Below are 15,714 nucleotides of genomic sequence, written 5' to 3'. Positions count from 1 at the left end.
GCTCAGGCTTCTTGCCGCGGTTGACGACGTGATCGTTCCACGCAGTTCAGCTCACGATAGCAGCTTTCGATAGGTTGTCGGCGCCAAGAAGCTGCGCCGCAAGAGCATTGTCGGATGTCCGGAAGGCAGACCTGTGGTCGCGCAGAATCTGGAATCGGGGCGCGGTATTCGTTCGGAGTGACGCCGATAGTCTTGGCGAAGGCCCGCCGCATGGCTGCGACATCTCCGAAACCGCATGCCTTGGCGATTGCCTGAAGTGGGCGCTCGGTATCCTCCAGGAGCCGGCGTGCAGCATCGGTCCGCGCAGCGATGATGAAGTCGAGCGGGGTCATTCCGAGCTCATGTCTGAATACGCGGCCAAAGTTGCGTGTGCTCATTCCGACATTCCTGGCGATTGCATCGACATGCAACTCCCTCTCAAGATTGGCCAGTATGAAGTCTTGCGCCTTCTGAATGAAGCTCGTTTCGGACATCTGGCCGACAAGGTGCGTGCTGAACTGCGATAGACCGCCGGGCCTCTTCACGAACATAACCATGTATCTGGCCACGGCCAGTGCGACCTCGCGCCCAAGATCCTCCTCCACAAGCGCGAGAGCAAGGTCGATGCCGGCGGTGACCCCGGCGGCGGTGATGAGTTTGCCGTCACGGATATAGATGGCGTCCGGTTCAAGCTCGATGTGGGGGTATTCCTTGCGGAAGCGTGGCGTGCATTCCCAGTGGGTCGTGACCCGCTTTCCTTCAAGCAGTCCTGCCGCAGCAAGCAGGAAGACACCGGTACAGATTGATCCATATCGCCTGACGGTGGGCACGCGTCGGCGCAGCCAGGAAATAACCTTCGGATCGATTGCCTGAAACGACGGGTCGCCTGCGACCAGCAAGGTATGGATTGGTTCATCGCTGTCAAAGATCGTACGATCTGCAAGGAACCGCAACTGGCCGGTGCCTCCGATCGAAGGTTGGCCGGTGGACATAATCTGGATGTCGTATCTGCTCATGTCGCCGCAGCGCCGCGCGGCCTCCCAGAAGACCTCTGCAGGACCCACAACATCCAAGGATTGGACGCCCGGTGGCGCGAGAATAACGATCCGCATTGGCGTACCCTTGAACAGGTTTGTCTATCTGAAGTCCGAAGCAAAATTCCTGCCAATAAAAGGCCACCGCCCGGGCGCGGGCGATGGTCACCTTCAGAAATCACTTGGCCGAGGTCAGTCGGGTGTCGAAAAAGCCGGTGCGCGACATGTCCCTGGCGGACTTTGCGGCAGCGAGCACCATGACATCGACGAGCGGCTCGATCAGGATCACTGCCATGTAGGCAAGACCGAAATTCCCGATGGACAGCAGGTTCTCAAACGTGAAGCCGTGACCGTAAAGCGCCCAGAACGCCACCCAGGAAACGATCCCGCCCTGGTAGGCCGTCGATAGTGTCAGCGCCTGTCGATATTTCAAGTCGACATAAGCGGTATTCGGCGTGACGACCTTGCTTGCAATGACCTGCAGCGCGAAGAGCGGCACGAGCAGGGTCGTGACGTTCATACCATATTGGGGCAGGTCGAACGGCGCGAAGAACAATCCCTGGAGCAGCAATCCAGCAGCAAGGCCGATTGCCGCCGGCGCTGCGCCGAACAGCAGGAAGAGCGTCGAACCGAGGATCAGATGCACCTCCGACACGCCGACCGGATAATGCGGAAGGATCTCGAAGAAGGAAAAGACAAGGGCCGTTGCGATGGCGCTTCGCCCCATAAGTGAGGACAGCCCTCGACGCCGGAGCTCGGCGCGCGCATATTTCAGGGTGAAGAGCGCAGCGCCGGAGGCGGTGGCGTAACTCAGGACGATCTTGGCGCCGTTCACGATACCAGGTTCGATATGCATGTGGGTGTCTCCGTGAAAGCTGTTACTGGTTGACTTGATCGCCGAGAGAGAAGAACTCACGCAGTTCCGAGGCGGTCAAAAGGTTGGTCTTGACGACGGCGCTCTCAAGCGCCGTCAGAAATTGATCGTAATAATTCCACGATGAATAATCGGCGGGATGTTCATCTTCCCACCTCTTGATCGAGGCAATCAGTTCATCGCGAAAATAGTCCCATTCGAAATAACCTTCCTTTGCGAGCGCGAGCGCAATCCCGAAGGACGTACGTTCCCAGTCGGACCCAAAGCAAAGAGTGCCATTGGCCCGAGGCGGACTGTCCGGCTGGCCCAGCATTTCGGTGACGGCAAAGTGTTCGAACTGCGTCAGCATCGGGACCTCAGGCTGCCTTGGCGACGGCAACGCCCATCATGGCTTCCGGTGTGACGAGAGCTTCAAGTTCTGTCTCCGACAAACCTTCGGTTCCTGCTGGCCGCTCAGGCACGACAAACCAACGGATCTGAGCACTCGAGTCCCATACCTTGACCTCAACATCCTCCGAGATCGGCAAGCCGAATTCGGCAAGCACCGCACGCGGCTCGCGGGCAGCACGGCTACGGAAGGTCGGATCCTTGTACCAGTAGGGCGGCAGCCCAAGAACCGGCCAAGGGTAGCAGGAGCAAAGCGTGCAGATGATCAGATTGTGGACGCCCGGAGCATTTGCGACGGCACGCATGTGCTCGCCTTCCGCGCCGGCCATGCCGTCCGGCAGGTCGAGTTCAGCGATCGCCTTTGGCGTATCCGCGACAAGCCGTTCCTTGAAGGCTGGATCCACCCAGGCGCGGGCGACGATCTTTGCGCCGTTGAAAGGCCCCATCTTGGTCTCGAAGAACTCGAGCACGGTATCGACGGTCCGGTCGGTGATAATGCCCTTCTTGATGAGCAAGGCTTCGAGAGCCCGCACGCGCGCCGCACTGTAAGCTTCGCGGTCATCGCGATACTTGAAACGTTCAGTCATTTGTTTCTCCCCGATGAATTGATTAGGCGGCCTTGACCGATAGCGGAACATCGGCCGGGGCGACGTAGCGCGCGTAAAGGTCGGCATAGAGGCTGAAGTTCGGTTCAGCATTGCCCGGCCACAGTTCGTTCGGATCGAAGCGGACGCAGTAGACGGTCATCGCTTCGCCGATACCGTCGGGGCCGGTGTCGCAGAGATACGTGTAAGCGCCGGGATACACGGTTTCGACGACTCCCGTCCTATTCCGCAAGAAGCCAGGCAGACGAGTATGCTCGACGCTCGGGACATTCGCGATCCGGACCACGTCGCCGACGGAGAACTTAGCCGCCACCGGCACGTCGCGTGCTGGACTGTCGCCTTCGACCAGATACTGGACGACACGGTCATCGATTGCAGCGTCGCCTGCGCTTGGCAGGGGCTTCGAGGGGTCGGCGTAATACTCCTCCGTCAGAGCGTCGAGCTCCTCCTCAGTGATGTAGCCATGCTGAATAAAGTAGCCCGAAATTCCGCCCAGCCACTTCTCGTAATAGCGATACCTGAAATAGTCGAAGGGATTGAGGCTTTCGGCCCCCTTGCGCAGATCGGCCCAGGTCCAGATCGTATGGAAGGCCGATGGCGTTTGGGGAAGCGGCAATTGAGCCGACAGAGCCATCATCGCCGTGTGGATCCCGAAGATTCGCGTTTCCCAGGGTTCAACGAAGACCCTTGTTTCTGTGTTGACCGGACCGAGTCCTTCCAGTCCGCCAAGATAATGTTGGATCTTCATGATGATCTTATCCTAGTTAGAGCAGACGATGAGTCAGGCCGCCATCGCCTTTGAGCCGGCGAGCAGGCGCGTGCCAAGCTCCGAGACGAAACCAAAGATCGCTCCAATCAGCATGGCGGCCATGGTCACGAGAGTTGGATGGGACAGACTTGACGTGACGATGGTGGTGTCGGTTGCCGCCGACGTGCCGACGAGGGAGGCATAGCCAAACACGACAGCAGGCGTGAAATTCAAGATTGGCACTGCGGAGGTGAGAACCACGAGCGAAGTTTCAGCACCGACAAGGATGGCTGCGAACAGGGGATGGGCGGGGCCAAACTCGACGATCAACAGGGTGATTGAGGCAATCGTGACACCCGCCCAGTTAGAGGCGAGCGATTTGATCAGTCCTGCCTGGCCGCCTCCACAAGCGAAGAACGATGCCCAGGCAATAAAGGTGACCCAGACCGGAACCGGAAACAGGGTCGCCGTGATATAGGTGTCGAGTGCACCCAGAACACCGAGACTGATCATTGCAGCGACAAGAGGTGGCATGAGGCTTCTCCTTGTTGTGGTGAGGCACTTCTCATGTGGCCACGGCCAGGGCGCAAGGAACACAACTTTCGAGACCGCGGCCAAGCTCTGCCTCGTCGAGATTGCGGCCGATAAAGACGATCTCGCTCAGGCGGGGATCGCCCATCCATGGCTTTCCCGGACGGCCCTCGAGCGTCATATGGACGCCGTGGAATACATAGCGGCGGGCTTCGCCGGCGAAGTTCACCACCCCCTTCATCCGTAGGATATCGGCGCCGCTCGCCTGTACGAGGCGGTTCAGCCAGCTATTGAAGGCGGCTGGGTCCAATGGTTCTGCACGCTGCAATGCGACGCAGGAAATGGACTGGTCATGTTCATGCTCATGATCTTCGAGGATGGCCGGATCGATCGACAAGATGTTCTTGAGGTCGAAGGCACCAAGGTCGAGAACCGAGCTCATCGGAATAGCACAGTCTTTGGTGTGAACGACCCGAGCCAGCGGATTGAGCTGCCTGATACGTCTCTCCACCACGGCCAACTTATCCAAGGACACCAAATCGGTTTTGTTGAGCAGGATGAGATCGGCAAAGCTGATCTGTTCGACGGCTTCATCCTGACCGAGCTGCTGATCGTCGTGACAGGCATCGACAACCGTGACGATCGCGTCCAGTTGAACATGGCTCGACAAGACCTCGTCCAGAACGAAGGATTGGATGACGGGCGCCGGATCGGCGAGACCCGACGTTTCGATGACGATGCGATCGAAGGCGCGATCTGACGCAAGAAGATTGCGAAGGGCGCCGATCAGGTCGTCGCGCACCGTGCAGCAAATGCAGCCGTTATTCAGTTCGACGACGTCCTCCGTCGTTTCGATGACAAGCTTGCCGTCGATACCGACCTGACCAAACTCATTGATGACGACCGCGATACGCTCATCGGGGCGTTCGGTCAGAAGACGGTTGAGCAGCGTTGTTTTGCCCGCGCCCAGAAAGCCGGTGAGAATGGTCGCGTTGATTTTTCTCATTTTTGTCTCCAGTTCAAAACAACACTCGACCAGCCCGATCCCGTGAGATCCGGAGAATGGCTTCAGATGGTGGGGTCAGTAAGCCTGTCTGGATTGCAGTATTGGCCATCATTACATTACGAAGGTGCCCGGCTCACAATGGGTCCATGAATGCAGTTTCAGCCAAATCACATGCAGAATACGCCAATCTGCGCCCAAAATATATACACGGCTAATAATTGAGCATATGAGCAAAATGTGGGCGTTGGCTGGAGATGCTGTTACCCAACTGCCAATGCGCTGTAGCATGCCGATAAACTCTGGGAGTAGGTGGATTGCGAGATCAACCCGCTTTGTCGTCGTTCGCCGCTCTGCCCAAACCCGATTCACGGAGGCGTCCCTCAAAGAACGTCGACGGACGCTGGAGTATCGCGCCATCTGACTTGAAGCGTCGGTATCGGTACATCTTGGGGAGCCGGCGTTCACCGAAGTCGATTTTCGCGAGCTTGTCGATCGCCTCTCGCGACGATGCGCCCTGACGAAGCAAACGTCTCCGACGGAGTCTCCCCATACGCTTCACTATAGGCTGCAGCGAACCGTCCCATGTGCGTGAATCCAGCCTTCCGCGCCACGGTAGAAATCGATGGAGGGGACGTGCTGTTTAGCAACTCCTCGCGTGCAGCCGCGAGCCGCATCGCTTGGAGATAGCTGAGAGGTGTAGTTCCTTTGAACCGCCTGAACGCGAGCTGCAAGGCCCTGACGCTTATCCCAGCCTCGCGCGCAATGGATGCCACCGTCATGGAGTGCCCGAGATTGGCGCGCATATATCCGATAGCGCGCTTTACGTGCCAAGGCATTGCCGGCGACGCAGATCGCCCCTTTCGTCGAAGAGGACTTGCGACGATTGCCCAACAGAGGGCGGTAACAACGGACTGGACGAGGCAGTGGACAGCCTTGCACCCAAGCCGATGTGCTTCCGGGGCGTCGATACAATCCCAGATGAGATCGACAAGCCCTGCCAAGTGTGATCCGGTCGGCAAGTCCAGGTCGATTTCCTCATCCAATTCGGAACCTGAAAGTGCAGACTTCCCGAGGAGCACACTCAAGGCTTTCCCTAATGCGGCCGCCTCGAACGCAAAAACCAAGTGGTTGCCCGCGTCGACCAGCAGGCGTTCTCTGGTGGCGCTCCAGCTACTTGAAAGGAAACCGCGGGCTTGAGTCTTCATAGCGGATCCGACGCCGCTGGCTGCTTTATCCGCGTCGATTATTGGCAGGCACAGGATACAAAGCCCGGACATCTTACTCAGAGCATTTATGATTTCTGAAACACGGTCTTCGCCGGCCGAACCCGTTCGGCCAATCAAGAATCTGTGCCCTGCGATCGCGTGGTCCTGATCTCCCAGCTTGAGTGTGCCCTGATTTAGACCGGACCGACCATGAAACCCAGGCTGCCCACATCCGGTAGCAGCAATCTCAATAAGCCGCACAATCGCCCTCCGCCAAGCAGATAGTCGCGGAGGTAGGCGACGCACAGCCTTCCACCCCCAACCATCAATCAGTCGAAGATCGGTCAGCAATCCTCAGGCCAGTTCGAAACCGTTTATTAATACTTTGAAATAATTGCCTTATCGAGTCGGAAAGCGCCTCTCCGGGATCCAGTTTCCTCACAGAATGTCCCACAATTGAGACGCGCGGTATCATCGCTGAAACATTCAGGCAAGATGCTGGAGGAAGCATCCCCACAAGCCGATCCTGGAGTTTGCGGCCGGGCGACCGTCGTCGAACGGGAGCGTCAAGTGAAACTCCGCCGGTTCGAGCCGGCGGGGGAGCTCGCCACTCATTCCGCTCGACGAAGAATACGACCTGGCGACAGCCATTTCTTTGAAATGACGATGCAAATGCGACCGGTCAACGCTCACTGGCTCAATCCACGCCATCTCTGTCCATATTGCGAACATTGTCCAGATAACGCCGCGAACCATGCACGTCGATCTCGTCTCTATGACACTGTTAATACTTAGCGACTCAAATCCACAACATGTCGGGCTCGATCTGTTGACAACGCATCCAAGTAGGGAATGCGCGGCAAACAATAATCGTAAGGCCCCGAGAGTCTTAAAACCCGTTCAATACCCGGAGAGAAGGATGCGTAATATTTCAATGCGGAATAAGCTGGTTCTGTTCATCTGTGGCCTGGCATTCGCGTTGTCCATAACGGCGGCCGGCCTGGTCAAGACCGCCATGGACAATGTCTCAGGTGAGCGGATCGAGGCGTTGAAGAGCCAAGTGGATATTGCCTATTCGATCATGAATCACTTCTACGAAGCCGAGAAATCCGGAGCGTTAAGTCATGAAGCGGCCCTGTCCTCGGCTGCCAACGCAATTGAAGCGATCCGCTTTGAACCAACCGGCTACATATTCGGGTACGACTACAATGGGGTGCGCGTATTGATGCCGGACAAAAAGGACGTCGGGACGAACTTTATTGGCACCAAGGACAAAAACGGGGTCCCCGTCGTCAAAACATTGATAGAGCTTGCTCGCAATGGGGGCGGATCATTGCAGTACTACTGGCCAAAGCCGGGACGTCCTGCCGAGGAACAAGTCGTGAAAACGGCTTATGCGCGGGATTTTGCGCCATGGCAGATCGTGCTGGGGACAGGTACCTATATGGACGATATCGACGGCAAGAACTACCAGATTTACAAGAATGCTGCGATTATTGGCCTATCAGTACTTGCTGTCAGCGTGGCTATTGCAGTTGCTTTGCTGAGAAGCATCACGGTGCCATTTTCGGAGATCCGCAAGGCGCTCGGTGCAATAGCCGCACAGGACATCTCCTATCAAATTCCCTACACTGATCAGCCAAGTGAAATCGGCATGATGGCCACTTCGATCAAGACCCTTCAAGACAGAGTGAGAAGGCGGCTGGAGTTGGAGCGTCGCGATGCCGAGAACAAACTCGCCCTAGAAGCCGAACGGGAGCAGCGATTGCAGCTCGAAGAGGCTGAGCGATCGGTCCAAGCGCATGTTGTTTCCACGATCAGTGGGGCACTGGAAGCATTATCCCGCGGCGACCTTACCGTCAGATGCGCTGATCTAGGCGAGAAATATGCTGCCCTGCGCTTGAACTTCAACACTGCGATAGAGAAACTCGAACTGGCCTTGGCTGTCGTCAACCAGAAAGGCCAGGTCATTTCGATGAGCAAGGATGAAATTTATCGCGCGTCAGCCGATCTTGCACGCCGAAGCGAGCTTCAGGCAGCGAACCTCGAAGAGGCTTCAGCTGCGATTGATGAACTGGCGGTTACCGTCCGGGAAACAGCGCAGGGAGCGCATAGCGCAGCAGCCAAGGTTAGCGCCATCAGCCAGGAAGCTACCCAAAGCGAAGCAATTGTCGTGAAAGCAATCAGCGCGATGGCTGGAATCGAACATTCTGCGAGAGAGATCTCCAATATCATCAGTGTCATCGATGAGATTGCGTTCCAGACCAACCTCCTTGCACTAAACGCTGGCGTCGAAGCCGCTCGAGCAGGTGAGAGCGGTAAGGGCTTCGCAGTTGTTGCCCAGGAAGTGCGCGAGCTGGCACAGCGTTCAGCCTCTGCTGCGAAAGAGATCAAGGATCAAATCTCCAAGTCGACGCTTCAGGTCACCGAAGGTGTGAGCCATGTTGGCAATGCCGGTCAGGCGCTCCAGCGCATATCGAGACAGATAGAAGAAGCCGATGAATTCGTAGCAAGTATCGCCCGTAGCGCCAAAGAACAGGACACGACACTCTCCAGCGTGGCAAGCTCGATCAATGAACTTGACGTGGCAACCCAGAAAAATGCTGCCATGGCGCAGGCATCGACCGAAATTGCAGCGGCTTTGGCAACTGATACCGAAGGCCTGCTCAGCTTGATTGCCAACTTCAAAACCGAAGCCAGCAATCGTGACACTCTTCTTTCTGAGGCTGCGTAACGCGCGAGCGCGTTCGGTGAATGAACTGCTTTTACCGCAAATGAAACTTCACTGCCTTCGACGGCTTCGTGCCGCCGGAGGCAGTGGACCCCCACCGGGGCAACACAGCGCTCAAATTGCGAGGCATTGTTCTGCAAAGCCATAGGAGGTGCAAATGCGTCTTGGAAGTTGTCGGATGAAAAGAGCCAATAGTGACTACCCTTCTCCCTTACGTACCAGTGACGTTGGGTTCACTGTGCCACCTTGTTCTGTCGGTTCGCGATCAGGTCATCCACGACAGCCGGATCTGCGAGCGTCGAGGTATCACCGAGCGCGCCGAAATCATCCTCGGCGATCTTGCGCAGGATACGGCGCATGATCTTGCCGGAACGGGTCTTCGGCAGACCGGGCGCGAACTGGATCTTGTCCGGTGTGGCGATCGGGCCGATTTCCGTACGGACATGCTTCACCAGGTCCGCCCGCAGCGCGTCATTGCCTTCGTGGCCCGACATCAAGGTGACGTAGCAATAGATGCCCTGGCCCTTGATGTTGTGCGGGTAACCCACGACGGCCGCTTCGGAGACGAGGTGGTGCGAGACCAGCGCCGATTCGACTTCGGCCGTGCCCAGGCGGTGACCGGAGACGTTCAGGACGTCGTCCACGCGACCCGTGATCCAGTAGTAGCCGTCTTCGTCGCGGCGGCAGCCGTCACCCGTGAAATACTTGCCCTTGTAGGTGGAGAAGTAGGTCTGCACGAAGCGATCGTGATCGCCATAGACGGAGCGGGCCTGGCCCGGCCAGCTGTCGGTGATGCAGAGGTTTCCGTCGGTCGCGCCTTCCAGCACTTGACCCTCATTGTCCACCAGCTCCGGCTTGACCCCGAAGAAAGGTCGCGTGGCCGAACCGGGTTTCAGCGCGGTCGCACCCGGCAGCGGCGTGATCATGATGCCGCCGGTTTCCGTCTGCCACCAGGTATCGACGACGGGCGACTTCTGCTCGCCGACGACGTTGTAATACCACTCCCAGGCTTCCGGATTGATCGGTTCGCCCACGGAGCCGAGAAGGCGGAGCGACGAACGGTCCGAGCGCTTCACGAACTCGTCGCCGGCACCCATCAGCGAGCGGATCGCGGTCGGTGCGGTGTAGAAGATGTTGACCTTGTGCTTCTCGATCACCTCCCAGAAGCGGCCCTGATCCGGGAAGGTCGGGATACCCTCGAACATCAGCGTCGTGGCGCAGTTCGAAAGCGGCCCGTAGACGATGTAGGAGTGACCGGTCACCCAGCCCACATCGGCCGTGCACCAGTAGATGTCACCATCGTGATAGTCGAAGACATATTCGTGCGTCATTGAGGCATAGACGAGATAGCCGCCGGTCGTGTGCATGACGCCCTTCGGCTTGCCTGTCGAACCCGAGGTGTAGAGGATAAACAGCGGATCTTCCGCCTTCATCTTCACCGGCGGGCATTCGGCCTTGACCGTGTGCACTTCCTGATGGTGCCAGATATCGCGGCCCGGTGCCCAGCCGATCTTGCCGCCGGTGCGGCGCACGACCAGGACCTTGTTGACGATCACATACTGCTTGGCGGCGATTTCGATCGCGATATCGGTGTTTTCCTTGAGCGGAACCGGTTTGCCGCCACGAACACCTTCGTCGCAGGTAATGACGAAGGTCGATTCACAGTCGACGATGCGACCTGCGAGGGCTTCTGGCGAGAAGCCGCCGAAGACCACCGAATGCACCGCGCCGATGCGGGCGCAGGCGAGCATGGCATAAGCCGCTTCCGGGATCATTGGCATGTAGATGGTGACGCGGTCACCCTTCTTCACGCCGTGCTTCTTGAGGACGTTCGCCATGCGGCAAACGTGCTCGTAGAGCTCGTTATAGGTGATCTTCTTGTCGATATAGGGGTTGTCGCCTTCCCAGATGATGGCGGTGCGTTCGCCATGCGTCTTCAGGTGACGATCGATGCAGTTGTAGGAGACGTTGGTCAGGCCGTCCTCGAACCACTTGATCGGGACCTTGCCCTTGAAGGACGTGTTCTTGACCTTCGTATAGGGCTTGAACCAGTCGATCCGCTTGCCGTGCTTGCCCCAGAACTTCTCGGGATCCTCGATGCTCTCCTGATACCACTTCTGGTACTTCTCGTCATCGATCAGGGCACGAACTTTTGCCGATTTCAGCACCGGATAGGTTTTGGCTGACATGAACTCCTCCTCATAAATTAGCGATTTTCCTGAAGCATCAGGCACTTCATTGGAGGGTGAATCTCAGGAGCCCCCTGCAGCTTGCTTTTTGTGGTCGCTGCACGAGACCGCCGCAGGATGTCCTCGCAGATATTCAAGCATTTCAGGGCCCGCGGCTGCACCGGCCAGAGCTCAACTCGTGGTCCGCCTAATTTGTGAGTTGATCAGACTCTTTTGACGGGGCGTTCCGCGGACCCCTAAGAGAAGTCCGGGCGAGTTGCCCGGACTTCGTCTACGTCGATCTGTTGGCGGCTCAGGAAACCAGGCGACTTGACAGTCGACTTGCCGAGTGAACCACTTCGCCGCGTCAGCTGTTCAGATCGCGGCCTCGCGTTTCAGGCAGGAGAAGCGCACCGATCACGGCCGTCAGTCCGGCAAACGCGACGGTGTACCAAAGTCCACCGAAGATGTTGCCGGTGGCGATCACCACCGCCGTCGCGACAAAGGGAGCGAATCCCCCGATCCAGCCGTTCCCGAGCTGCAAGGCGACGGAAACACCACTATAGCGGATACGGACAGGGAAGAGCTCCACAAGAAGCGCTCCGAGAGGGCCGTACACCATCGTGGCCAGGAACACGAGGCAGAACAAGATGCCGATCACTGCGGGTCCGTTCGGTTGAACGGGTGCTTTCGGATCAGGCAAGCCAGTTGCAGTCAAAGCCGCGAGCAGTTCGGCTTCGTTATACGGCTTCGCCTCGCCGCCGTTGACTTGAACCCGCAGGGGTTCTGCGTCGGTCTTGACCGTGTAGGGGACCGCCCGGGCTGTCAGAAGCGCCTTCGCCTTCTGGCAATCAGTCGTCGCCTGGGGACTGAACAATTGCCCGATGAATGACTGATCGTGGTCGCAGTCGTTTCCAACGAGCGTGACCGACGTCTTTGCACGGAACTCGGCAAGGGTGGGGTTGCCGTAGGTCCCCAGCGCCTGGAAGAGTGGCATGATCAGGAACGCCGACAGTGCGCAACCTGTCACGACAATCCATTTGCGTCCGATTTGATCGGAAAGCCAGCCGAAGAACAGGAAAAAGGGCGTACCGAGCGTCAGCGCGATCAGGAGGTAAAAGTTGGCCTGATCATGCGTCATCTTCAGCGTCGTCGTCATGAAGTAGAGGCTGTAGAAATGGCCCGTGTACCAGATCACAGCCTGGCCTGCGACGACACCAAAGATCGCAACCATAATCAGCCGAAGATTCCGGCTATCACCGAGGGTCTCGGCGATCGGATTCTTCGAGCCCTTACCCTGTGCCTTCATCTCTTGGAACACAGGCGACTCATGCAACTTCAGTCGGATGTAGAGCGAAAGAACCAGAAGCACGATCGAGCCGACGAAAGGCAAGCGCCAGCCCCAGCTTGCAAAGGCTTCGGGCGACATCGAGCTGCGGCACAGCACAATCACGAGCAACGACAGGAAGAGACCGAGCGTCGCCGTGATCTGGATCCAGCTGGTCGTTAAACCACGTTGATTGTGATCGGCGTGCTCGGCAACATAGGTCACGGCGCCGCCGAACTCGCCACCCACAGCCAATCCCTGGAGAAGACGCAAGGCCACCAGCAATGCAGGGGCAGCCCAGCCAATCGATTCGTAGGTCGGCAAGAGACCAATTGCAGCCGTTGCAAGGCCCATGACCAGCATGGTGACGAGGAAGGTCTTTTTCCGGCCGACGAGGTCGCCTAGCCGTCCAAAGACGACCGCGCCGAAGGGCCGAAGGACAAAGCCGGCGCCAAAGGTCGCAAGTGCCGCAAGAAGTGCCGCGGTCTCGTTACCCTTGGGGAAGAACAGCGTACTGAAGAATGCGGCAAGCGACCCATAGATGAAGAAGTCGTACCACTCGAAAACGGTCCCGAGCGCAGCAGCGAAGACCGTGCGTTTTGTGTTCCGGTCGAGGCCCTCGGCCTTTGCTACGGTTCCAGACGAAAGTTCATGAACAGACATTTCGAGCCCTCCCCTAGATGGCATGTTGCGAGAGGCCTTGGCCGCTCGTCTGAGAAACCGGATCTTCACAGGCCCGCAGAAATGCTGCCAGCATTTCATTGAATTTGTGAGGCTGCTCGAGCATCGGGAAGTGTCCCGCATTCTCGACCACCTCCAGCCTGCTGTCCGGTATGCCCTCAGCCAGGATCACCGACTCCGCCGGCGGCGTGATGATATCCTCGTTTCCGACGACCACCAGGGTCGGGACCCTGATGTCGCCAAGACGCGAACGACTGTCGGATGCATTTAGTGACGCGATCGCTTCGCGCGCCACGAAATCGGGGGTCTGTGCGACCTCCTGCCTGGCAAAGTTCAGGAGTTCCTGACTGGCCGCGCTGCCGAACGACCGATCAATGACGTTCTGGCTGGCCTGGACAACGCCGAGGTCGTCAATCGCCTTCAGAACATTATCGACATTGACGTCCTCTCCAAGTCCATGCGGCGTCGCTCCGACGAGCACCAACGCCTGTACGCGCTCCGGATGCGCCAGCGTAAAGCTCTGTGCGATGGTTCCGCCCATCGAGAGGCCGACAAGGACGGCCTGGCGGATGTCGAGCTTGCTGAAGACTTGGAGCACGTCGTTTGCGAAGGCGTCGATGGTATAGCTGCGACCGGCAGGTCTTGGCGACACGCCGTGCCCCGGCAGGTTGATACGGATGACTTTGTAGCGGGATGAGAAGGCCTCGACCTGCCCGCGCCAGAATTCCGCGGTCGTCGTAAATCCGTGCACGAAGACGAGCGGTTGGCCCGCGCCCGACACCCGGACGATCGTATCGCCTATCTCTATTGTTTCTGTATGCATGATATCTGCTCCCCTTTCGGTTTTTACGCCAAGGAGCATCGCAAGCCATGGGCCAGTTCCACGTATGCCAGTCTTGCTCAATCTAACACCCTCAAGACAAACGATTATTGGGAATGGAAGGTGGATTCCCACTGTCTTGCTGACCAGGTGAGCTCCATCTCTTTGTCTCGTTTGCGGCACAAAAATTCTCGCATCTGAGACAAAACCCGCTAACATGCGATTTGCGATATCTCAGTAGTAGTCAGGCAGCTGATATGACCCTTCCCGAATGGCTAGCAGGTTCTTCCGAGGAAGCCGGATTCCTCCGGCTTGTCCTCGATCACGTTTCCGATTGCCTTGTCGCCGTCGACACGGAAGGAACGATCGTCCTGATCAACGACCCCTATTGCCGCCTCCTTGGCGGTGAGGCCGAGGAATTTCTCGGGCGGCACATCACCGATGTGGTGGGGCCGCAAACTAGACTTCATTTCGTCGCGCGGGGTATTGGCACTCATATTGGTTATCCGCTCGAAGTGCGCGGCCATAAGCTGGTGACGAAGCAGGTCCCTGTGCACAAGGACGGAAGGATCATCGGCGCCGTGGGTCTGGCGCTGTTCTCCGACTACGATGCCCTGAAAAAAACCTACGGCCGGATTTCGAAGGCGGAACTCGCCATTCCTTCGAAGCCGAAAGCTTGGCAGTCGAAGTTCGGTCTCGACGATGTCATCGGGACTGATCCGTTGATGGAAGCGCATCGCGACGCACTTAAACTGGCGGCCGCGTATGATCTGCCGGTTCTCATCTGCGGTGAGACAGGCACCGGCAAGGAACTGGCCGCGCAGGCAATCCATTCCTTGTCGGACCGCTCTACCGGGCCATTCGTGTGGGTCAACTGCGCATCCATTCCCAGCGAACTTATCGAAGCAGAGCTTTTCGGCTATGAGGGCGGGGCTTTCACGGGTGCGCGCAGCCAAGGTAAACCTGGCAAGTTCGAACTGGCGACTGGCGGCGTGCTCTTCCTTGACGAGATTGGCGACATGCCGCTGGCCCTGCAGGGCAGTCTTCTGCGCGTGCTCCAGACCGGCGAGATCGTCCGCGTCGGCGGCACCAACCCGGTCGGCATCGATCTTCGCATCATCTGCGCTACCAACAAGCCACTCGTCGAACTGGTGCAGACAGGGCGTTTTCGCGAGGACCTCTATCACCGGCTCAACGTTCTGCCGATCGAGGTCCCGGTCCTGAGAGAAAGGGGCGATCTGGCTCATCTTGCCGAACACCTCCTTGCACGCATCGCCACGCGGCTGTCCGTCCCGGCGCCAGTATTGACAGCTGAGGATCATGAGCGGCTTGTCGCTCATACGTGGCCGGGTAACGTCCGGGAACTGGAGAATGCCCTCACGCGCATGATCGTGACGGGGCATCTATCCACTGCATCGCTCGATAGTCGTCGCCCGTCACCCTCTGCGAATGCGAAGAGCGACTTGAAGAGTCGCATGAAATCCGAAGCCCATGCAGCCCTGCGCGCCGCCCTCCAGCAGGCCGGAGGCAACAAGCAACGTGCAGCCGAGATGCTCGGCATCAGCCGGGCGCAACTCTATCGGCTGTTGAAAGAACAAGGCCCCGCCTAGCAAGGAGC

At 58.0% G+C, this 15,714-nt stretch carries 13 protein-coding genes; 2 read left to right on the top strand and 11 right to left on the bottom strand.

Translation table 11 applies throughout. The annotated features are described in order from the left end of the window. Window positions 1-2 precede the first annotated feature (2 nt). The 8 genes from ACK9YZ_RS34025 to ACK9YZ_RS33990 form a co-directional block, all read right to left on the bottom strand. Window positions 3-1,091: a GlxA family transcriptional regulator gene (locus tag ACK9YZ_RS34025; RefSeq protein WP_416068764.1), complete on the bottom strand. Its 1,089-nt coding sequence runs from the start codon at window positions 1,089-1,091 to the stop codon at window positions 3-5. Between the two features lie 100 nt (window positions 1,092-1,191). Continuing rightward, window positions 1,192-1,869 (bottom strand): energy-coupling factor ABC transporter permease, encoded by a 678-nt coding sequence (locus ACK9YZ_RS34020; protein WP_416068763.1) that lies wholly within the window; start codon window positions 1,867-1,869, stop codon window positions 1,192-1,194. Between the two features lie 22 nt (window positions 1,870-1,891). Then, window positions 1,892-2,236: a nitrile hydratase accessory protein gene (locus ACK9YZ_RS34015; protein ID WP_069457464.1), complete on the bottom strand. Its 345-nt coding sequence runs from the start codon at window positions 2,234-2,236 to the stop codon at window positions 1,892-1,894. 7 nt (window positions 2,237-2,243) lie between these two features. Next, the gene (gene nthA / locus ACK9YZ_RS34010; protein WP_416068762.1) at window positions 2,244-2,861 is read right to left on the bottom strand and encodes a nitrile hydratase subunit alpha; all 618 of its coding nucleotides are present in this window, start codon (window positions 2,859-2,861) and stop codon (window positions 2,244-2,246) included. 22 nt (window positions 2,862-2,883) lie between these two features. Beyond that, entirely contained in the window at window positions 2,884-3,627 is a 744-nt protein-coding gene (nthB, locus tag ACK9YZ_RS34005; protein WP_416068761.1) for a nitrile hydratase subunit beta, read from the bottom strand. Between the two features lie 33 nt (window positions 3,628-3,660). Next, window positions 3,661-4,161 carry a DUF1097 domain-containing protein gene (locus tag ACK9YZ_RS34000; protein ID WP_416068760.1) on the bottom strand — a complete coding sequence of 167 codons (501 nt, stop codon included), beginning with the start codon at window positions 4,159-4,161 and terminating at the stop codon, window positions 3,661-3,663. 31 nt (window positions 4,162-4,192) lie between these two features. Further along, on the bottom strand, window positions 4,193-5,164 hold the full coding sequence (locus ACK9YZ_RS33995) for a CobW family GTP-binding protein (RefSeq protein ID WP_416068759.1): 972 nt from the start codon (window positions 5,162-5,164) through the stop codon (window positions 4,193-4,195). 461 nt (window positions 5,165-5,625) lie between these two features. Then, window positions 5,626-5,943 (bottom strand): helix-turn-helix transcriptional regulator, encoded by a 318-nt coding sequence (locus ACK9YZ_RS33990; RefSeq protein ID WP_416068777.1) that lies wholly within the window; start codon window positions 5,941-5,943, stop codon window positions 5,626-5,628. Window positions 5,944-7,288: 1,345 nt separating this feature from the next. On the opposite strand from ACK9YZ_RS33990, the gene ACK9YZ_RS33985 reads away from it, so the two are divergent. Further along, the gene (locus tag ACK9YZ_RS33985; RefSeq protein WP_416068758.1) at window positions 7,289-9,103 is read left to right on the top strand and encodes a methyl-accepting chemotaxis protein; all 1,815 of its coding nucleotides are present in this window, start codon (window positions 7,289-7,291) and stop codon (window positions 9,101-9,103) included. A gap of 230 nt (window positions 9,104-9,333) precedes the next feature. On the opposite strand, the gene acs is transcribed toward ACK9YZ_RS33985, so the two are convergent. From acs to ACK9YZ_RS33970, 3 genes are all read right to left on the bottom strand, one after another. Beyond that, a complete protein-coding gene (gene acs, locus ACK9YZ_RS33980; RefSeq protein WP_416068757.1) occupies window positions 9,334-11,289 on the bottom strand; it encodes an acetate--CoA ligase in 1,956 nt (651 codons plus the stop codon). A 346-nt stretch (window positions 11,290-11,635) separates the two neighbouring features. Next, the gene (locus ACK9YZ_RS33975; RefSeq protein ID WP_416068776.1) at window positions 11,636-13,258 is read right to left on the bottom strand and encodes an MFS transporter; all 1,623 of its coding nucleotides are present in this window, start codon (window positions 13,256-13,258) and stop codon (window positions 11,636-11,638) included. A gap of 13 nt (window positions 13,259-13,271) precedes the next feature. Beyond that, complete coding sequence (locus ACK9YZ_RS33970) at window positions 13,272-14,099, bottom strand: alpha/beta fold hydrolase (protein WP_416068756.1); 828 nt, start codon at window positions 14,097-14,099, stop codon at window positions 13,272-13,274. Between the two features lie 254 nt (window positions 14,100-14,353). Here ACK9YZ_RS33970 and ACK9YZ_RS33965 point away from each other — a divergent pair, with 254 nt between their 5' ends. After that, window positions 14,354-15,706 carry a sigma-54 interaction domain-containing protein gene (locus tag ACK9YZ_RS33965; protein ID WP_416068755.1) on the top strand — a complete coding sequence of 451 codons (1,353 nt, stop codon included), beginning with the start codon at window positions 14,354-14,356 and terminating at the stop codon, window positions 15,704-15,706. Window positions 15,707-15,714: the final 8 nt, after the last annotated feature.

It is taken from the genome of Rhizobium sp. ZK1 (genome assembly GCF_047782645.1).
In the GTDB taxonomy this organism is placed as follows: domain Bacteria; phylum Pseudomonadota; class Alphaproteobacteria; order Rhizobiales; family Rhizobiaceae; genus Rhizobium.
Note: the sequence above shows the minus strand (reverse complement) of the source record. Positions and strands in the feature narration are given on the sequence as shown.